15 protein-coding genes are annotated in these 19,466 nt (G+C 42.1%); 9 read left to right on the top strand and 6 right to left on the bottom strand.

Going from position 1 to position 19,466, the window contains the following annotated elements; genetic code table 11:
* Window positions 1-196: 196 nt before the first annotated feature.
* The 4 genes from BMX50_RS07990 to BMX50_RS07975 form a co-directional block, all read right to left on the bottom strand.
* Window positions 197-2,650, bottom strand: a complete 2,454-nt coding sequence (locus tag BMX50_RS07990; protein WP_091209932.1) for an outer membrane beta-barrel family protein — start codon at window positions 2,648-2,650, stop codon at window positions 197-199.
* 301 nt (window positions 2,651-2,951) lie between these two features.
* Window positions 2,952-3,173 (bottom strand): hypothetical protein, encoded by a 222-nt coding sequence (locus BMX50_RS34240; RefSeq protein WP_143065123.1) that lies wholly within the window; start codon window positions 3,171-3,173, stop codon window positions 2,952-2,954.
* Between the two features lie 11 nt (window positions 3,174-3,184).
* Window positions 3,185-4,867 (bottom strand): PspC domain-containing protein, encoded by a 1,683-nt coding sequence (locus tag BMX50_RS07980; RefSeq protein ID WP_091209928.1) that lies wholly within the window; start codon window positions 4,865-4,867, stop codon window positions 3,185-3,187.
* Window positions 4,868-4,892: 25 nt separating this feature from the next.
* The gene (locus BMX50_RS07975; RefSeq protein ID WP_091209926.1) at window positions 4,893-5,225 is read right to left on the bottom strand and encodes a PadR family transcriptional regulator; all 333 of its coding nucleotides are present in this window, start codon (window positions 5,223-5,225) and stop codon (window positions 4,893-4,895) included.
* 183 nt (window positions 5,226-5,408) lie between these two features.
* Here BMX50_RS07975 and BMX50_RS07970 point away from each other — a divergent pair, with 183 nt between their 5' ends.
* The 4 genes from BMX50_RS07970 to BMX50_RS07955 all read left to right on the top strand — a co-directional run bounded on the left by BMX50_RS07970 (window position 5,409) and on the right by BMX50_RS07955 (window position 12,188).
* Window positions 5,409-8,573, top strand: a complete 3,165-nt coding sequence (locus BMX50_RS07970) for a SusC/RagA family TonB-linked outer membrane protein (protein ID WP_091209924.1) — start codon at window positions 5,409-5,411, stop codon at window positions 8,571-8,573.
* A 12-nt stretch (window positions 8,574-8,585) separates the two neighbouring features.
* A complete protein-coding gene (locus BMX50_RS07965) occupies window positions 8,586-10,112 on the top strand; it encodes a SusD/RagB family nutrient-binding outer membrane lipoprotein (RefSeq protein WP_091209922.1) in 1,527 nt (508 codons plus the stop codon).
* Window positions 10,113-10,125: 13 nt separating this feature from the next.
* Window positions 10,126-11,088, top strand: coding sequence for a DUF1735 domain-containing protein (locus BMX50_RS07960; protein ID WP_091209920.1), 963 nt, complete (start codon window positions 10,126-10,128; stop codon window positions 11,086-11,088).
* 131 nt (window positions 11,089-11,219) lie between these two features.
* Window positions 11,220-12,188, top strand: coding sequence for a hypothetical protein (locus tag BMX50_RS07955; RefSeq protein ID WP_091209918.1), 969 nt, complete (start codon window positions 11,220-11,222; stop codon window positions 12,186-12,188).
* A gap of 85 nt (window positions 12,189-12,273) precedes the next feature.
* On the opposite strand, the gene BMX50_RS07950 is transcribed toward BMX50_RS07955, so the two are convergent.
* A complete protein-coding gene (locus BMX50_RS07950) occupies window positions 12,274-13,143 on the bottom strand; it encodes a hypothetical protein (RefSeq protein ID WP_091209916.1) in 870 nt (289 codons plus the stop codon).
* A gap of 131 nt (window positions 13,144-13,274) precedes the next feature.
* Entirely contained in the window at window positions 13,275-13,682 is a 408-nt protein-coding gene (locus tag BMX50_RS07945; protein ID WP_091209913.1) for a DoxX family protein, read from the bottom strand.
* 114 nt (window positions 13,683-13,796) lie between these two features.
* On the opposite strand from BMX50_RS07945, the gene BMX50_RS07940 reads away from it, so the two are divergent.
* From BMX50_RS07940 to BMX50_RS07920, 5 genes are all read left to right on the top strand, one after another.
* On the top strand, window positions 13,797-15,104 hold the full coding sequence (locus BMX50_RS07940; protein ID WP_091209910.1) for an amidohydrolase: 1,308 nt from the start codon (window positions 13,797-13,799) through the stop codon (window positions 15,102-15,104).
* A gap of 106 nt (window positions 15,105-15,210) precedes the next feature.
* Window positions 15,211-15,714 (top strand): DUF4440 domain-containing protein, encoded by a 504-nt coding sequence (locus BMX50_RS07935; RefSeq protein ID WP_143065122.1) that lies wholly within the window; start codon window positions 15,211-15,213, stop codon window positions 15,712-15,714.
* 154 nt (window positions 15,715-15,868) lie between these two features.
* Window positions 15,869-16,882, top strand: coding sequence for an LLM class flavin-dependent oxidoreductase (locus BMX50_RS07930; protein WP_091209906.1), 1,014 nt, complete (start codon window positions 15,869-15,871; stop codon window positions 16,880-16,882).
* Window positions 16,883-17,038: 156 nt separating this feature from the next.
* The gene (locus BMX50_RS07925; RefSeq protein ID WP_091209904.1) at window positions 17,039-17,773 is read left to right on the top strand and encodes an acyl-CoA desaturase; all 735 of its coding nucleotides are present in this window, start codon (window positions 17,039-17,041) and stop codon (window positions 17,771-17,773) included.
* A 171-nt stretch (window positions 17,774-17,944) separates the two neighbouring features.
* Entirely contained in the window at window positions 17,945-19,201 is a 1,257-nt protein-coding gene (locus BMX50_RS07920; RefSeq protein ID WP_091209902.1) for a pyridoxal phosphate-dependent aminotransferase, read from the top strand.
* Window positions 19,202-19,466 lie beyond the last annotated feature (265 nt).

Raw genomic sequence — 19,466 nt, 5'->3', positions numbered from 1 at the left:
CAGTTTGCAGTTTGCAGTTTGCAGTTTGCAGTTTGCAGTTTGCAGTTTGCAGTTTGCAGTTTGCAGTTTGCAGTTTTTGAATTAGCTGATGAAGTTACGAAATCGTTATAAAGAAAAGCGCCGAACTTATAATTCGGCGCTTTTCTTTTTGTGGATAGTCAACTGCTACTGGCAGGTGATAACTGCCACCTGCCCACTAATTAGCTCCCTTCACCCTGCCTTTTTCATCGTCGGCACCTGAGCGGTGCTCGCGCATTTTAATGGAGTTGTTACCGAAGTTGTAGGTGAAAGTAAGGCGCATTACGCGGGTATCATTCTTTTGTTTGATGTCAAAGTTGTTGTTGATCACATGGCTGCTCAAGTCATTACGGCGAATGTTGAAAATATCATCGCACGAAGCCTTTACGTTGAATTTTTTATTCATGAATGATTTGCTCAGGCCCATATCTATTGAGTAACGCGGCCTGATCTTGTAGATGCCATAGGTTAAAGCAGACTGATAATCGCCCATTACCTCAAACCGGAAACCCGCATATTTAAATGTTTGGGTTGTACGGCCCTGAAAAGCCCATTGACCATCATTGAATTTTGAACCAGCCAGTGTATCTGATTTAAAGCCCAGGTAAAATGCGGTTGCATTAATGTTGCCTTCCCACCATTTGGTAATGGTGAATGGAGTGTTTACATTGATGTTGTACCCGGTTTGGGTTTGAAGGTTGTCATTTGTTTGGAAGGTTTTATTGCCTTCTGATAGTATCAGTTCGGTAATAGCGTCAGACGTGCGGCTATAACCGAGGCTCACATTGACGGTTTTATTATAAGTATAATTAAGCTCAAAGTTTTGTGTGTATTGCGCTTTCAGGAAGGCATTGCCCTTTGAAAAGGTGTAAGGATCAAGGTAATATACAAACGGGTTCAGGTCATCATACCCCGGACGATCGATACGGCGACTGTATGAAAAACTCATTTCGTGTTTGTCGCTTAAGGTTTGATTAACAAATACGCTTGGGAAAAAGTTGAGGTAGCTTCTTTTAACCGGTGTAAAACCAATTAAGTTTCCTGTCGACCGGGTTTGCTCGGCACGCAGGCCTATTTGTACTGATGTTTTCTTGAACTGCTTGTTAAGGTTAATATACGCGGCGCTTATTTTTTCATTATAAATGAACCGGTTGGTGCGCGTGGTGTCATTTAGATAAGCCATGGTAACACTGTCCTGCTTTTGCGCGCGAAGGTCATTGTCGGTTTTAACGCTGCTAAATTTTGCACCGGCCTCCAGCTTTATGGTTTTAGTGATGGGTTTGGCATAATCAACCTTGCCTGTGTATATGGTAATGTTTGATGGGGTTTGGTTGCTTAAATTCAGCGGAAAATGCTGCTGAGTTCCATCCTCTTTAAAATAATTGGTATAATAAAACGCGTTGGAGTTGTTTTTGAACTTGGAGTAATCCAAATCAAAGCTAATTTCCTGGCCGCTGGTGTCTATCTTAATTTTGTCATTAAGGTTAAGTGCAAAGTTTTTATATGTTTGTTTAATCACCGAGGTGGTATGTAAAGAAGAATCTGCAACACCAAATTGCTTACCTATAATGGTTTTAGTATCGTTATTATCGGTGCCGGAATTTGAATAGCCGCTTACTACAAACCCAATGGTGTGTTTTGGCGTAAGGTCATAATCCGCACCAAGGCGGTAGTTGTTGTAATGGTTGCTGCCCGGCATTAATGACCGTTGGTTAAAATATGTTTTATTGCCCAGGCTATCGGTAACTACGCGGTTTAAGCGCAGATCGTGTCCGCGTTTGTTATCACCCCTGCTTAATGAGGTAAATACGTTAAGATTACCCTGTTTGTGATTAAGGTTTAGGCTGCTGTTATCGCGCCAGTATTGACCTTTGGCCCCACCCACGGTAATGCTACCGTTTGTGCCCGATTGTGTATTCTTTTTTAATTTGATGTTGATGATCCCTGAGTTACCCGCCGCATCATATTTTGCCGATGGATTGGTAATGATCTCGATGGATTTAATGGTGCTGCCGTCGGTTGAGCGTAACAACGTGGCCAGTTGTGCGGCGGTAAGATAGGTAAGCTTATCGTTAATCATTACGGTTACGCCCTGTTTACCCTTCAGGCTGATGTTGTCGTCCTTGTCAACAGTAACGCCCGGGGCGCGTTCTAAAATTTCCATAGCGGTATTGCCGGCTGCCAGTACGCTGTTTTCAACGTTCATTACGGTACGGTCTATCTTACGTTCAATAAGGGGTTTGGTTGCAGTGATGGTAACGGCCTTTAATTCGGTACTACCGGTGCGCAGGTTTAAAGCAGGGGCTGTAACCTGCGACGCATTTGCAGGAACAGCAAAGCTTTTACTTACTGCTTTTTGATAACCAACAACCGAGGCTTTGATGATATAGTTACCTGCTTTTATGTTGGTAAAAACATAAACCCCGGCATCGTTACTTAATGCTCCCTTAACTACTGTTGAATCAGATGCGCGCAAAAGGCTTACGGTTGCATAATCAAGGGGTTTGCCCTGCTCGTTAAGTAAAGCTCCGGATACCTTGGCGGCGGGCGGAGCCTGCTGGGCGAAGGATACACCGCAGCTGATAGCAACAAGCAGCAGTGTATAAAATATGTTGTGTATGATAGTTTTCATTTTTAGTTCGGTTTAAAAAGTATCGGCAATACAATGCCATTAAAGGATTGCTCCTTTTTTAAATTCTGTAAATAAGTTTTCTTTAGTTCCCGGCGTGTTTCCCGGCTTTTAGGGTTTAGTAGTTATGAGATATAGGCGATTGTTTTCATAGTGTTCCTGCTTTTAGTTAAAATTTTAGCAAAACAATCCCACCTGGCCTTTAAGGCCATTTTTTAACCATTATTAAATTTATGTTGCCGGATTACCCGGAAATGGTAATTGTGTTGCTTTTTACATTAAGATGCAAAAACAGGGGTGTAGGTTACAGATTATTTTCACTTTTTAATGCAGGCATTAAATTTTTTGCCATATCCTTAATAATCCGGAAGGTTATTGGCATTTCATTTTGGCAGGGAATGTTTGCCTCCCCATTGCTTATCCTGTTGGCTAAAAGCGGTTTGCCGCCTGTTTGCAACAGGAAGTAAAAAGGAATAATAAGCCCGCTAAAAATTAGCAGGCTTATATATTTAAAAATGCTTTTCATAGGAAATGATTTTATTGCCCTTGTACTTTTGCAGTATCCGGGCTTTCCAGTGTTGTGTCCTGCTGTTTAAGTGCTTTTAAGCTATCGGCCTTGAACTTAGCGGCTTTTATCGGATCAACTTTGCATTCCAGCCCGTTTGCAGTCATGATATAGGTAGCTGTGGTGATGCCGTCGCCATCGCTTTTGCAATCATAGATATTGAAGTTGATGTTGCGGTCGAGTTTTTGGTCGATGATAATTTTAGCGTTGAGCGGAACCTTAAGCGTAAGGTGTAATTCCTGACCTCGCCATAAAAAGCCTTTAGGCATTTCGAGGTGACGATCGAAATTTAATACCGAATCTTTTTGCTCAAAGCGATAAGAAGCACTGCGGGCGTTGATCAAAGCGTCCTCAAGATTGCTGCCGCGGGCGCTAAAGGTTTCGATGAGCACAGGTTGCGGCACATCACTTTTTTCAATATCGATATTAACGTTGCGGTTTGGCATATCATCGCCATTAAAATCATCATCTAAAATGATCATGCCTTTAAAGCGTTCGTTTATTTTAAGGCGGGTGCTATCCTCGTTGCTTAAATATTTGGTATCATTCAGCTGCAGGTAATAGGTATTGTTTGCAGTTGGCTTAAGTTTAACAGTTTGCGTAAACTTACCACCCTCGCGAAAGCTGGCCGCTGTTTTTACGCCATAGTATGAAACCGCACCCAGTGATGCCAGCCAGATACACAATAAGGTAGTGCCAATTGAACGGTTAAATGAAGCTTTTTTAAACAGGAAGCCTATCGTTGATAAAATAATGGCCAATAATGGTATAGATAATACCAGGAAACCGCTTGCCATAAAAATGCCGTTGGCCTGATGATTGGTTATGTTGAACGGAAACAGGTTATAGATGCCCATATTGCCTGCTGCAAATAAAGCGATAAGCGAAACGATGAGCGCTATAGTCATGCCAAGGCAGGCCAATAAAATAGCCGCGGCCACCAGTTTACCAAGTAAGCTGCCGGTACCTCTTAAAAAGGCTCCAAGATGTTCAAAGATATCGCTGATCAGATCGCGAACCTGGTAAATGAAAGGTTTGGCTTCATGCTTAAAGTTTTGAAGGTTTTCACGCACGGTGCTTAACTCCTCTTCAAAGTTCTTTTTAAAGCCCTTCAAGTCCTGCTTTTCACCCTTCATCGCCATGCGGTCGGCACGGGTAATGGCTTTAGGTACTGCCATCCATAGTATTACATATATAATAAGGCCCATGGCGGCAAAAAACGTTGAGATAACGAAGGCCAATCTTACCCAGGCTGGGTTGATGTCAAAATAATTGGCAATACCGGCGCATACACCGCTAACGAGGTGATCATCCGGATCGCGGAAAAGCCTGCGGCGTTCGGTGTTGTACTCAAACGGATTGCCACCTGCAGATTTGGCGTCGGTTTCGGCAGTTTCAAAATCCTGCACGCTGCCCATTTGTTCAGTAACTTCCTTAACATCTGCTTCTACAATAACTTGTTTGGCATCACGGGCAAGGATCTCGTTAAACATTTCGGCAATGCGGTTTTCAATGTCGGTAGTGATCTCCAGGCTATCGGCCGAAGTAGAAAAATGACGCTTTACATCCGTCATATAGTTCTTCAGCACTTCGTAGGCATCTTCTTCAATATGAAAAACCATGCCGTTTATATTTATGATAATTGTTTTGTTCATGATTATGGTGAGTTTGTAGGTTTTTCTATTTTCTTTCCCCGATAGCTGTTTGAACAGCAAATACCAGTTCTTGCCAAGTTTTATCTAATTGTTCAAGTACCGCGCGGCCTTCGTCCGAGAGTACATAGTACTTTCGTGGCGGCCCGGAAATTGACTCGACCCAGTTGTAGGTGAGCAGGCCATTATTTTTTAAACGGGTTAAAAGAGGATACAGAGTACCCTCAACTACAAGCAGTTGGGCTTTCTTAAGTTCAGCAATTATGTCTGATGCATATGTTTCGCCCTTAGCTATGATGGAGAGAATGCAATACTCCAGTATGCCTTTCCTCATTTGGGTTTGGGTATTTTCGACGATCATAATACAAAGATATATGTTTTAGATTGTATTATGCAATACATAGTACTATAATTATTATTGTTTAAGCTAAAACTTTGGTTTTTGAAAAAAAAATGACGTTTTCAAAGAAATTACTTGACTTTTTGATAACGTAACATTACTTTTATGATTAATTAACTATTAACTGATCTTATTATTAACGAAATGAAAAAACTTCTACTCGTAAGTTTGTGCTTACTTGTGTTGTCTATGACGCAAGTATTCGCGCAAAATCGTACAGTTACTGGTACAGTTACGGCCAAAGATGACGGCCTTCCCATCCCCGGGGTAACAGTAAAAGTAAAGGGTACAACAATCGGTACCCAAACCAACGCAGCCGGTAAATTCTCTCTAAGCATCCCGGAAAATTCAACACTCGTTTTCTCGTTCATCAGCTACGAAACACAGGAAATTGCTTCTGCCCAGCGGATCAATTTTAATGTTGTTATGGTTAGCGCTGCCAAGCAATTGGGCGAGGTTGTTGTACAGGCCGCTTATGGCGTTCAAAAGCAGGCGCGTGCGGTTGGTTATGCTTCAACAACTGTTGACAGCAAATTGTTAACCGAATCAAAAGTAACCAACATCGCTAACGGCTTAACCGGTAAAGTAGCTGGTTTACAGATCAACACTGTGAATAACGGTGTTAATCCTGATGTTCGTATCGTGTTGCGTGGTAACAGAAGTATCAACGGTAACAACCAGGCGCTGGTTGTTGTTGATGGTACACCGGTATCAAGTAACTTCATTAACCAAATCAACCCTAATGATATCGACAACGTTACTGTACTGAAAGGTGCAGGTGCTGCTGCTATCTACGGTTCTGAAGGTTCAAACGGTGTACTCTTGATCACTACTAAACGTGGTTCAGGTGCTCCTACTATTACTTATACAAATTCAACTCAAATTGAAAACTTCTCTTACTTCCCTAAATTACAAAGAGAATTTGGTGGTGGTGCAGGTGAGGTTATTGATCCTAACACTGGCTTTTACGGTTACGTGCCTTACGAAAACCAGTCATTCGGTCCTAAATTTGACGGTTCAACTGTACAGTTAGGCGTTCCGGTAGCAGATGGAAGCGTTCAAAGCGTAAAATATGCTTCAACCGGTAAAGACCCGCGCTTAGCGTTCTTTGATACTGGTTTAACTGAGCAAAATGACCTTTCTTACCAATCAGGTGATGCAAACAGCAGCTTCTATATGTCTGCACAGGATGTGTATACTAAAGGCATTGTTCCTAATGACCGTAACAGAAGAACTGGTTTAAGGGTTGCTGCTATGAAAAAATATGGCATTTTCACAACCGACTACTCTATTGGCTATACCAAAACAACAACTAACGTATCTGGTCCGGATTTCTTCCAGGGCAGGGGCGTATACTGGAACGTGTTGAACCAGCAAGCTGATGTAGACTTAAGGAAATACCAAAACCTCACTGATAAATTCAGCGATGTGAACGGTTTTTACAATGCTTACTATCCAAACCCTTACTGGCAAACAGTTTACTCTCGCCAAAAAACTACAAAAGACGCGTTAGTTGGTAACGCATCGTTTAAAATTGCGCCGGTAAAATGGTTTGATGCAACTTACAAAGTGTCTATGTCATACGGATGGCAGCAATATAAGGCTACAGTTGCCGAGACTGATTTCTCACCATATGCAGTTTCTGATCCATTCGGTACATCAAATATCGCATCTCAGGTTAAATTTAAACCAGGTAGCGTTGCTGACGCAAGCTATTTTGGCGATGGTGGTACTGGTTATTCACGTTTACAAGGCGACTTGTTCCTGACCTTTAAACATAAAATTGGTGATTTCACCGGTAACTTGTTATTAGGTAATACCGTTTATACCAAATACATTAATGTTGTAACCAATGGTTCAAATAACCTGTTGATCAATAACTTTTATAACCTTGCTTACAGAACAGGTGAGCCTTTGGCTGGAACTGCTCAATTCAGGCAAAACCTTATCGGTTACTTTGGCGACTTGAACATTGCTTACAAAGACTGGGCGTTTTTAGAGGTGACTGGTCGTAACGATAAGAGCTCATTATTATCGCAAGCTAACCGTTCGTTCTTCTACCCTTCAGCAAAATTAACAGTTGTATTAACTGACGCTATCCCGGCGTTGAAAAACAAAAAGACTTTATCATATGCTAAAGTAAGGGGTAGCTACAGTAAAGTAGGTCAGGTTGATATCAACCCATACTCATTACAAAACGTATTTGCCTCTACAGCAGGTGCACCTTTCGGCAGCACTCCTGCATTATCATTAAGCTCACAGCTTAATAACCCTAATCTTAAACCAGAACTTTCATATGAGAAAGAGGTTGGTTTGGAGTTAGGCTTCCTTGATAACCGCGTATACTTTGCCGGTACCTATTACAACACGCACACTAAAAACCAAACTTTCCCTGTAGCAATATCGCCGGCTTCTGGTTACTCAACCTCTGTACAAAACCTGGGTGAAGTTGAAAACTACGGCTGGGAGTTTGAATTAAAAGGTTCGCCGGTTGTTAAAGCAGGCGATTTTTCATGGGATCTTGGTGCTAACTTAAGCTTACTCCAAAACAAAGTATTGTCACTTCAGGACGGTACCAACGAATTTCAGCTTTTGTATAACAACGGCACTGCAAGTAACAGCTATGCTATTGTTGGCAAACCATTCCCTTATATTAAAGGAACAGATTTAGTACGTGATCCGCAAGGCCGTGTAGTAGTTAATGCAAGCACTGGTTTACCTACTTTAACCGCAAACGTTGTACCTTTGGGTAATGCGGCCCCTAAAGCGATATTAGGTATTACTACCTCATTCAAATATAAATTTGTTACGTTATCAGCTGTTGCTGAATACAGGGGTGGTTACTTTATTAATAACATCGTAGGTCAAGCGTTAAACTTCACCGGTACCTCAGCAGTATCAGCTTCAGCAGGTCGTCAGCGCTTTATCTATCCAAACTCGGTGATCCAAACAGGTGCTAATACCTATGTGCCAAACACAAGTATTTCAATTCCTGACGGAAATACAGGCTTCTGGACAAGCTCTGCATACTACAATGCAACAAGTACATATGTAAACAGCGCTGCATTCTGGAAACTGAGGGAGGTTGCATTAAACTTTGACCTTTACCGTTTTATCAAAAACCAAAAAGTTATCAAAGGCCTGCAATTTGGCCTGGTTGGTCGTAACCTGTTGCTGTTTAGGCCTAAGAGTAACCCATGGACAGATCCTGAATACAGTATAGATAATTCAAATGCTGTAGGTACAACTAACGAAAATCAAACGCCGCCAACAAGGTTATATGGTGCGTCACTTACCGTTAAATTTTAATATCGTATAATCATGAAAAGAAAATATATAGCATATTCATTATTCCTGATTGCCTCTGCGTTTAGCAGCTGTAAAAAGGACTTTCTGGATCAGACGAACAACCCGAACCAGCCAACAACCGGCCCGGCGTCAGTTGTGCTTACCGGTGCTTTAACAACAACTGCCCGTAACATTAATACAGGTTTTACACTTGAAGGTTATTTGATGGGTTACTGGTCGCCGGCTGCAGGTTATGCTCCGGGCAATTCCTTATTAACTTATCAGTTTACAACTGGTGATTACCAGGTGTTTGCGCCTTTTTATCTGAACCTTGCCAACTATGATTATATCATTAAGCAATCAGGTACGGATAAATCTCAGGTTTATTTTGCTGCTATTGCACAAATTATGGAGGCTTATAACTTCCAGGCGTTGGTAGACAATTACAATAATGTTCCATATTCCGAAGCTTTTCAGGGAGCTAAAAACCTTACCCCTAAATATGAAAATGGCAAGGATATTTACGCCAAACTGATCACTAAACTTGATGACGCAATAGCTGCAATCAAAGGGGCATCAACAGATGTTGTAGTTAATCCAGGCAGCGCCGATGTGATGTTTGGCGGTGATATGACCAAATGGAGGAAATTTGCCAATAGCTTAAAATTGCGTTTGGTTTTAAGGCAGGTACCTAATGTTATTGATGCTGCGGCCGCTAAAACATTAATGGCAAATAACCTTAGCGAAGGATTTTTAACAACAATGGCAAACGTTAACCCAGGCTATCTAAATGTTGACGGTAAGCAGAACCCATTTTGGGAGCGTTACGGTGAAAACCAGGCTGGTTCAAACAATGCAGCAAATATTACCGCAAACGCTTTTGGTACTGATTTTTATAGCAGTAATGCTGATGACCGTGGTGCCGGGTTTTACACCCCTATAAATGGCAACCTTGTAGGTAATGACTTTGGAACTCTTGTGCCGATCACCGCAAGCGCAATAGGCAGGGCTGATTTATATAATGCCTCAGCATCAAATACTTTTGGCTTATTAAAAAATCCTTCGATGGATGCAGTCGTTATGTCGGCGGCTGAGTCATACTTTTTGCAATCAGAAGCGGCACTTCGTGGAGTTATAACCGGCGACGCAGCTGCTTTATATAATTCAGGTGTTACGGCTTCATTTGAATACGTGCTTAAAACAGCTGATGCTGATGCTAAAGCTGCTAAATACCTGTCCCAGACCGGTATTGCTTACCCTGTTTTAGATGCAAATGGTAACCCAACAACGCCTGCTCAAAAACTTCAGGCAATCATAACTCAGAAATGGGCATCGTTAAACGGATACGGTAACCTTGAAGCTTATAATGAATATAGGAGAACTGGTTTTCCTAAGGTTCCGGTTTCTATTTACACAGGCGTAACTGTGAAAAATATTCCAAGAAGAATTTTGTACCCGGCATCTGAGTATGCGCAAAATGCGAGCAATGTTCAGGCGCAAGGTTCCATTAACCAGTTTACTTCAAATATATTCTGGGCACAACAAGTAACAAGTAATTAATATAAAAAGGATCATGAAAAGGACATATATATATCTATATACAATACTGGCAGCATTGACGGTATTCTTAAGCTCTTGCTTAAAGAGTGAAAAGACTTTTACTGATTTCAGTAAAGCAGGTACCTTGGTAGAATTGCCGTTGGCGGCTTACAAAGGGCTTAATAAAACTGCGCCTGTTGCATTGCCAATTCAAGCAGCAGCCCAAACTATTCCGGTGGTTATTAACGTGGCTTCACCTGTTCCATTGAGCACATCTTTAAAGGTGACTTTGAAGGTCGATGAGGCTGCATTAACAGCGCTTAATAATAAAAACATTGCGCAATACAAGTCAGATAGTACTGCTGCCGCTAATGATACTACAGGTGCTACTGCGGCTCCTGATTATCCTGTGGTTTACGATTTGATGCCAACTGCTTTTTACTCCATATCTTCGCTTATTGCCACAGTACCAGCAAACCAGCGTACTGCTACAATTAATGTAAGTGTAATTACACAGAACTTCGATCTGGAAAAAGCCTACGTATTACCGATCTCAATTGTAGATGCAAGCGGACAACAGATAAGTAATTATAAAACTTTATTCCTTAACATTCAGGCAAAAAATAAATACGATGGTATTTATACTGTAAAAGGTATTGTTCACCGCGACGCCGATACACAATTGGGCGGTCACCGCGGACCCGGTGCTACTGTTTCCTTAGCAACTACCGGCGCAAACTCTGTATCTTATGCGCCTTTATGGGCAGACAATAAAACAGGTATTGGTGGCATTGATGGTTTAAACATTGTGATTAACCCAACAACTAACAAGGTTTCATTTACCGATTCAAATGCTACCTTAGTCGGCGAGCCTGGTTATGACACTCGGTATGACCCTGCAACCAAAACGTTCTATATTTCGATGCTTTGGAATGGAGCAGATATTAACCACAGAGGTTTAACAGATACCCTTACTTATAGCAAAGCAAGGCCATAAACGGATATTTATTATCAAGGCCACCCGAATAGGGTGGCCTTTTTTTTGTATTTAAAATGTGTAACATTATAATAAATACTTGTTGTATGTATTATAATAACGTATATTAGAAGTCTACTTATCATAAATTCATGAAAAAGCCTATAGTAACTATCTTAGCTGTAATAGCCAGCGTTAATTTATTTGCCCAAAGTCAGAATATTAGAGGTATTGTCAGCGATCAGCAGGGGGAGCATGTACCTTTCGCATTTTTAGTTGATGTTGATCATAAAGTTGCAACTTATTCAGACTCAACCGGAGTATTTAATCTTGAAGTCCAGCCAAGTTCAAAGATCCTTGTACTTGCAGGTGGCCATAAAGAATATACTTTTACCACCGATCAGCAAAAAAGCTACAATATAGTTTTACAGGGTAAAAATGAGGCTATAGCAGGTGGTAAGCTTAATACTAAAGTAACCAATAACTTCGATACCTTTAGTACACATGCTGGTGCCTTAAATACACAGGCTGGCAATATATCAGTAACCAATCACCAGGATGCTACTCAGGGCAGCCGTTATTTATACGATAGTTGGGTACACGGTTATGTGATCAGTGCTGCTGATTCTATTGTTCAAAACACCCATTATCTGTTCAACTACGATAAAATCAGCGGTAATTTAATGGTGAACAAGGATAATAATACAGTACTTCAGATTGACGGCAACAGCTTTAAATCATTCGTTTTGTTTGATAAACAGGTTAATAATCATGCCTTTGTAAAGGTACCCGCTATTACGCCGCAACGCTATGTCGAAGTTATTGTCGATGGCCCCAAATATAAAATATATAAGGACGTAGCTACCAAATTCCATAAAGCTGACTTTTCGACAAACGGTATTGCTTCAACAGGTAATAATTATGATGAATATATCGACCAGAATTTTTATTATGTCGTTAAAGACGGCGGGCAACCCGTTAAACTACAACTGAAAAAGAAATCCCTTAAAGAAGCATTTGCCGCTGATTCCGATAAATTGAACAAGTTTATGGCGGCTGCTGGATCTGATGATATTGACGAGAATTATTTGAAACAATTAGGTGATAACCTGAATAAGTAATATCAAACTGATATTTATGAAGAAAGCCGGTTCAAATTGAGCCGGCTTTTTTTACGAACATTACCAGCAAATTAGTTTGCTAATATTAAACACCTCCCCATGCAGCACCCTGGTAGTTAACAACAGTGCCGTTAGTTAAAATGATAGTAACATTAATATTATAATTTTCTTGATCTACGGCGATACATGTTCCACTTGCACCTTTGGCTGGAATCTGGGTATATGGTGGTGTCGTACCATTTATTAAACTAACGCCGATTATTGTGTTCCCAGAAGTTTTAAGCGAATATTGTATATCATCTTTAATGAAGGATATATCATTAGTAATAACTTGATTTGAAGGGGCTGGAGTTGGGTAATCAACTGTAGCTAATGCCCAATGTGACCCTGTAGTTACTCTGATTAACTTGCCGGTAACGGTATACGATGTGGCATCTTTATATAAAGTATTAGGTAAAAACGTACCTGGTGATGGAACAGGAGGAGGGGATGTACTGGGATCATATGCGGCTACAGCTGTCTCATATTTTTTTAAGTCTTCTCGGAATTTTGTTCCCCACTCAAGGCCACTTATAACGCCAACAGTTAAGGCAAAGAAGTCCTGGCCTACACCAGTAGAGGCAGTAATTAGATTTCCGTTACTGTAAACATCGTATGATGCTCCTGTGGCAGGGATACCATTCAATAAAGTAGGATATGCGGCTTGGTTCCAGACGGGGGTTCCTATAACTTTAACCTCCTGCCCTGACCATATACCCTTATAGGTATCAAAGTTTTCACCGGGTTGCCTTGGCTGTAGCGCTAAGTCGGCATAAGTGTAAGTTGGCTGCACTACATTTACTTTTGTACTTTTCCCTTTGCCGCTTTCGTCATTAACAGGTTTAAACGAATCCTTCTGGCATGAACTAAAACCTGCCACTAACAGCAGCATACCCCATAATAATTGTTTTTTCATATTGATTTGTGATATATTTTTTATAAATATATCTATCAATATATTTCGTGCCAATAGGTGTTTTAACGGTATTTAATAATATTTTAATTGATAGTATTAAAAGTGATTGCTTTAGTGTTAAAATAATGTAATTATTTTTTATCCACGCTATATTTCCCTGGACCAATAAATATTAAACCAGCAAACATAATGGCATCTTCAATGGCATGAGCAGCATCGCCCAGCCCGCCTCCGGTACCAAGGTGCATTAACGCTGCTACAATAAGGTTGATAAGCAATAGGATACAAACCGGCCTGAATGCCAAGCCTATAATAAGCAGGAAGCCGCCAAAACATTCGGTAGCAGCAGCCAGTAATCCCCAAACCATCGGCCAAAAATGGATCCCAACGTATTTCATCGATGCACCAAGATGTTTCCAGCTTTCGGTGCCGCCCATTAATTTAGGGTAACCGTGGTAAATAAACATAATACCAAGGCCGATACGAATGATGAGTAACCCGAGGTTTTTGTAATTGCCTAAATTGCTTAAAAGCGCCATTTGGAGATATTTGTTGATGTGAGGGGCTTAAGGTAATAAAAATGTTTGGCAGAGGGTAAACCAGGCGGTTGTATTTAAAGTATTGTGCTTATCTTAAGTCACTAAACAACCCGTATGAGAACAAGCCTTATTTTATCACTATGTATGTTCGCGCTGTCGGCCATGGCGCAAAAAAACGCTATGCACTCACAGGTAAATACCAAAGCCGATGCTTTGCAGCAACAGGTAGTTACGTGGAGGCGTGATTTTCATGAGCACCCGGAGCTGGGTAACCATGAGGTACGCACTTCGGCCATTATTGCAAAGCATTTGCAATCATTAGGTATTGAGGTAACAACGGGAGTTGCCACAACCGGCGTGGTGGGAATATTGAAAGGAGGACATCCGGGGCCGGTGGTTGCTTTACGGGCAGATATGGACGGTCTTCCGGTTATTGAGCGCACACCTGTACCCTTTGCATCAAAAGTAAAAACTACTTACAACGGACAGGAAGTTGGCGTAATGCACGCCTGTGGGCATGACTCGCACATGGCTATACTGATGGCTGTTGCCCAGGTACTATCTTCAATGAAGTCGGATTTGCACGGAACTGTAAAATTCATTTTTCAGCCTGCCGAAGAAGGCGTTGAACCCGGGCAAAAAGGCGGCGCTGAGGAAATGGTAAAAGAGGGTGTGTTGGAGAACCCAAAAGTCGACGTAGTTTTTGGCTTGCATATCAATTCACAAACGGAGGTTGGTAAAATTACTTACAGACCGGGCGGTACAATGGCCGGGGTTAATGACATGCAGATCATTGTAAAAGGGAGATCGGCGCATGGGGCCTATCCATGGTCGAGCGTTGACCCGATAGTAACGTCGGCGCAGATCATCAATAACCTGCAAACCATAGTAAGCCGCAATATCAATGTAACCGAAAACCCGGCGGTAGTTACCATTGGCGCCATAAAAGGAGGAAACCGTTCAAACATCATCCCCGAATCGGTTGAAATGCTGGGCACCCTTCGCTCCTTTACCCCTGCCGATGAAAAAATGTTGATTACCAGGCTAACAGAAATAGCCACTAAAACTGCCGAAGCCCAGGGTGCCACCGCTACAGTAAAAATTCCTTATAGCAACCATTATCCGGTAACTTATAACGATCCGGAGCTTACCCAAAAAATGTTGCCGAGCCTGCAGCAAACTGCCGGGGCTGCCAATGTGTTATTGCGCCCGCCGGTAACCGGTGCAGAAGACTTTAGTTTTTACCAGGAAAAGGTGCCGGGCTTGTTTGTATTTTTGGGCGGCATGCCAAAAGGTAGCGATCCGCTGAAGGCGCCATCGCACCATACGCCCGATTTTTATATCGATGAAAGCGGTTTTACTTTGGGTGTGAAAGCCTTATGCAATCTCACGATCGACTACATGAATGCCAAAACAAAATAGGCCCGGCGTTTGATCTTCCTAAACAATAACAATCAAAAAGTATTTTTACACAAGCTTATTCGTATATTGAACGGCCTTAAGCATAAAGTGCAAAATTGTTAAGATCATGAAAAAGCATTTATTACCCCTTTTATGCCTGTGCATGTTTATGAGCGGTTTGGCCAGTGCAGCTTCAGCAAAAAGAGCGTTGCCTGCCGATACCGTAGCCAAATTAAAGCCCGAGGTGCGCCAGGTTATAGAAACAGTAATAAAAGCTTCGGGCACTTTTAATATAGAGGCAGTTTCCGAACTGTATGCACCCAATGCCGTTGTGGCCGATGAACAGCCTCCCTTTTCATGGAATGGGCAACTGGCCGGTGTGCAATGGATCAACTCGGTACAAAAAGCGGTTAAGGATTTTAAGATCAGCGATTTTAAGGTCGACCTGCAGCGTATCAAAACTTTTCAGCAAACAGAAGAGATAGTTTACCTCGTAGCCCCTGTTGAATATACCGGCCTTGTAAACGGCGAGCATTTTGAAGAACAGGGTGCATTTTCATTTGTATTGAGGATAGTGAGCGGTAAGTGGCTCATTAAAAGCCAGGCCTGGGTACCACGTAATGGCTTGTAAACGCGCACAAATGCCGCACCTTTAGGGCTATTCTCTTAGCTTTCCGCTTTTTGCTTTCCGCTTTAAGCTTTCAAAATAGTAATCCCAATGCCATAAAAGCCGGGATGCAAAGCCCGCCTGCAACCCTATGCTTATTTTTGTGTTCACAATATATATGAGCACAAATAAAATAAAACTGAGCGTGCTCGACCAGTCGCCGATAAGAAAAGGCGCTACTGCCGAGCAGGCCATACAGGAAACCATACAACTGGCAAAATATACCGATACCCTTGGCTACACCCGATTTTGGATTTCGGAACATCATAATATGGGTATCATAGCAGGGTCAACGCCAGAGGTGTTGCTGGCCCACCTGGCGGGCGAAACCAAAAACATGCGCATGGGTTCGGGCGGTATCATGATGCCCAACCATAGCACGCTTAAAGTTGCCGAAAACTTCCGGATGCTGGAAGCGCTGTTCCCCGGCCGGATCGATTTGGGTATGGGCCGTGCGCCGGGTACCGATAGGATTACCGCAGCCGCGCTTAACCCGTCAAACCAGTTCAGGGAGCAGGACTTTGTTGAGCAACTCGCCGATCTGCAAAACTACTTTCATGATACCTACGAGCCGGGAACTATCCAGGCGCGTATCAGGGCCATACCACAGGTTAAAACCGTTCCTAATATGTGGTTACTAAGTTCGAGCGGACAAAGCGGCTTGTTCGCGGCACATTTTGGCATGGGTTTTTCATTCGCGCATTTTATTAATCCGAATGGCGGTCCCGAAAGTGTTAAGATGTATAAGGAGCGCTTTCAGCCATCTGATGATCTGCAACAGCCGGAGGCCAATGTAGCGGTGTTTATCTTCTGTTCGGAAGATGAGGAAAAAGTAAGGCAGCATCAAGCCGTTATGGACCATCGCTTTTTGCAGTTTGAAAAAGGCGGGCCAATAGTTCCGCTAAGCTATGATGATGTGAAGGATGCGGAATATACACCGGCCGACCAGGAGCGCATTCGCTATAACCGTTACCGCGTAATTGCCGGCTCACCTACCGAGCTAAAGCTCAAATTAAGCTGGCTTGCCAATGATTATGAAGTGGATGAAATTATGGCTGTTACTATCACCGAAAATTTTGAAGACCGACTGGAATCGTACCGATTGTTGGCCCAACAGTTTGAACTATTATAATCCCGGTAAAATAACTTTTTTAATTAAATGCCGTTTCTATATCAGGAACGGCATTTTTTATGGCTGCCACTATCATTATTCACATATTAAAAACTTTATAAGGCTTTAAATTGTATCTTTGGAAAGATTATAAATAAGTCTATTTTCTACAATTCAATGGTTATTATCATATTCTTCATAGCGCACTGGTTTCTGTCGCTATTTTTTCAAACGTTCTTCCTGCACAGGTACGCATCTCACAAAATGTTCACTACTAATAAATTTTACGAAGGAACATTTTACCTGCTTACTTACATTTGCCAGGGATCATCATTTTTGAACCCAAGGGCATACGCTATTATGCACCGTGAACATCATGCTTACAGCGATACCGAAAAAGATCCGCACTCTCCTCACTTTTTTAAGGATGTTTTCCAGATGATGATATACACTGCTAAAAGCTACAGGCTGCATGTGAAAAAATTGAAAGAACCTGAAGAACGTTTTAAGGGCAATATTCCTGAATGGCGTTTTGTTGATTTTATAGGGTCATCAATAGTTTCCCGTATATCATTCGGTATCTTATATATTTTGTTTTACGTTGAATTTGCTACTCAGCCGTGGATGTACCTGCTGATCCCGATCCATTTTTTAATGGGCCCTATTCACGGTGCTATTGTTAACTGGTGCGGCCATAAATACGGATATCAAAATTTTGATAACGGCGATAAATCAAAAAACACCACACCATTTGATTTCCTGATGCTTGGCGAACTGTTTCAAAACAATCATCACAAACACCCTAATAAAGCTAACTTTGGAGCTAAATGGTTTGAGATAGACCCTGTTTATCCCATCATGAAGCTCATGCACTGGATGCGAATAATTAAACTGCGTAAAGCCTATCTTTAATCGCGCAGCGATTAGGTTAAAGGCGAAAGGTCAAAGGCAAAAGGTTTTCTTTTTTGCTTTTGACCTTTTCCTTTATATAATACCTTAAACAAACCTTTTACCTTTCGCCTTTAACCTTTCACCTCATTTAACCTTTTCCCGTATCTTTGCCGCTCATAAATACATAAATCCATGAGTGTTTCCTTATTAGCTCAAAATTTACATGGCTCGGAGATCATCAAGATTGCGGGCGAGATCAACGAATTAAAACGACAAGGCCAGAATATCGCCAACCTTACCATCGGCGATTTTGACTCTAATATTTATCCTATCCCTGCTCCTTTAAAGGATAAGATCATTGATGCTTATAATCATAATCAAACCAACTATCCTGCTGCCGATGGTATGCTTGATTTGCGCCAAAGCGTAAGCGGATTCCTGAAAAGAAGCTTAGGTCTTGAGTATGCACCCAACCAGATCCTGATATCGGGCGGTTCGCGACCATTGATCTATTCAATATTTTTAGCGGTAGTTAACCCTGGCGAGAAAGTGGTTTTCCCTGCACCATCATGGAACAATAACCATTATAGCGATTTGCTGAATGCGGATGCGGTGATCATTCCAACCGCTCCCGAAAACAACTTTATGCCTACGGCAGAGGATATCCGCCCGCATTTAAAAGGAGCGGCTTTACTGGCGCTGTGTTCGCCTTTGAACCCCACTGGTACTATGTTCAGTAAAAAAGATCTGGAAGAGATCTGCGACCTTGTGATTGCCGAAAACAAGAGCCGTGCAGCGGGTGAGAAACCATTGTATTTATTATACGATCAAATCTACTCACAATTAACTTTTGGCGAGCATAAGCATTACGATCCGGTAACGCTTCGCCCTGAATTAAAAGATTACACCATTTTTGTTGATGGAGGTTCAAAATGCTTTGCCGCAACCGGGGTACGTGTAGGCTGGGGGTTCGGCCCTGAATTGGTTATCGAGAACATGAAAGCCATTGTAGGCCACATGGGTGCCTGGTCGCCAAAGCCTGAACAGATGGCTATGGCCAAATTTTTAACTGATGAGGCTGATGTAAACAGTTATCTTGATGACTTAAAGGGAAAGATCCAGGCAAGCCTTACTGCCCTGCATGAAGGTTTCCAGGAGATGAAAGCCAGCGGTTTAAATGTAGATTCGATTGAGCCAATGGGGGCCATTTACCTTACCCTGAAGATAGATTACAGCGGCAAAACCACTCCCGATGGCCAAGTGCTGAAAGATTCGGCAGATATTAACTTCTATTTGATTAAGGAAGCCGGAGCTGCTTTTGTTCCGTTTTCGGCCTTCGGTACCGGCGATGATGTGAACTGGTTCCGTGCGTCGGTAGGTGCAACCCCGCTTAATGAAATTGAAGCGTTGATACCGAGGGTGAAAGCGGCACTGAATAAGCTGAAATAGCAACCACTTCTTGCGCTCGTTTGCAACGAGCGCTTAACATGGCTTGGCGATTGTATCGCCCGACTCGCGTTTTAAACGCGAAACCACATTAAGCACTCGTTGCAAACGAGCGCAAGTTGATAATAAAATTAAAAAAATGTCATTGCGAACGTAGCGTGGCAACCGCATACTATACAGAGCGGCTATGCTTCCGTGCGATTGCTTCGTGCCTCGCAATGACATGATAAAATAAGAAACGGCGATGAGTGTAACCCACCGCTTTTCC

Source organism: Mucilaginibacter gossypiicola, assembly GCF_900110105.1.
Taxonomy (GTDB): domain Bacteria; phylum Bacteroidota; class Bacteroidia; order Sphingobacteriales; family Sphingobacteriaceae; genus Mucilaginibacter; species Mucilaginibacter gossypiicola.
This window is presented reverse-complemented; position numbering and strand designations above follow the sequence as displayed.

Coding starts and splice junctions, on each gene's coding strand:
- BMX50_RS07990 (WP_091209932.1), bottom strand. CDS start 2,650: ATGAAAACTATCATACACAACATATTTTATACACTGCTGCTTGTTGCT.
- BMX50_RS34240 (WP_143065123.1), bottom strand. CDS start 3,173: ATGAAAAGCATTTTTAAATATATAAGCCTGCTAATTTTTAGCGGGCTT.
- BMX50_RS07980 (WP_091209928.1), bottom strand. CDS start 4,867: ATGAACAAAACAATTATCATAAATATAAACGGCATGGTTTTTCATATT.
- BMX50_RS07975 (WP_091209926.1), bottom strand. CDS start 5,225: ATGATCGTCGAAAATACCCAAACCCAAATGAGGAAAGGCATACTGGAG.
- BMX50_RS07970 (WP_091209924.1), top strand. CDS start 5,409: ATGAAAAAACTTCTACTCGTAAGTTTGTGCTTACTTGTGTTGTCTATG.
- BMX50_RS07965 (WP_091209922.1), top strand. CDS start 8,586: ATGAAAAGAAAATATATAGCATATTCATTATTCCTGATTGCCTCTGCG.
- BMX50_RS07960 (WP_091209920.1), top strand. CDS start 10,126: ATGAAAAGGACATATATATATCTATATACAATACTGGCAGCATTGACG.
- BMX50_RS07955 (WP_091209918.1), top strand. CDS start 11,220: ATGAAAAAGCCTATAGTAACTATCTTAGCTGTAATAGCCAGCGTTAAT.
- BMX50_RS07950 (WP_091209916.1), bottom strand. CDS start 13,143: ATGAAAAAACAATTATTATGGGGTATGCTGCTGTTAGTGGCAGGTTTT.
- BMX50_RS07945 (WP_091209913.1), bottom strand. CDS start 13,682: ATGGCGCTTTTAAGCAATTTAGGCAATTACAAAAACCTCGGGTTACTC.
- BMX50_RS07940 (WP_091209910.1), top strand. CDS start 13,797: ATGAGAACAAGCCTTATTTTATCACTATGTATGTTCGCGCTGTCGGCC.
- BMX50_RS07935 (WP_143065122.1), top strand. CDS start 15,211: ATGAAAAAGCATTTATTACCCCTTTTATGCCTGTGCATGTTTATGAGC.
- BMX50_RS07930 (WP_091209906.1), top strand. CDS start 15,869: ATGAGCACAAATAAAATAAAACTGAGCGTGCTCGACCAGTCGCCGATA.
- BMX50_RS07925 (WP_091209904.1), top strand. CDS start 17,039: ATGGTTATTATCATATTCTTCATAGCGCACTGGTTTCTGTCGCTATTT.
- BMX50_RS07920 (WP_091209902.1), top strand. CDS start 17,945: ATGAGTGTTTCCTTATTAGCTCAAAATTTACATGGCTCGGAGATCATC.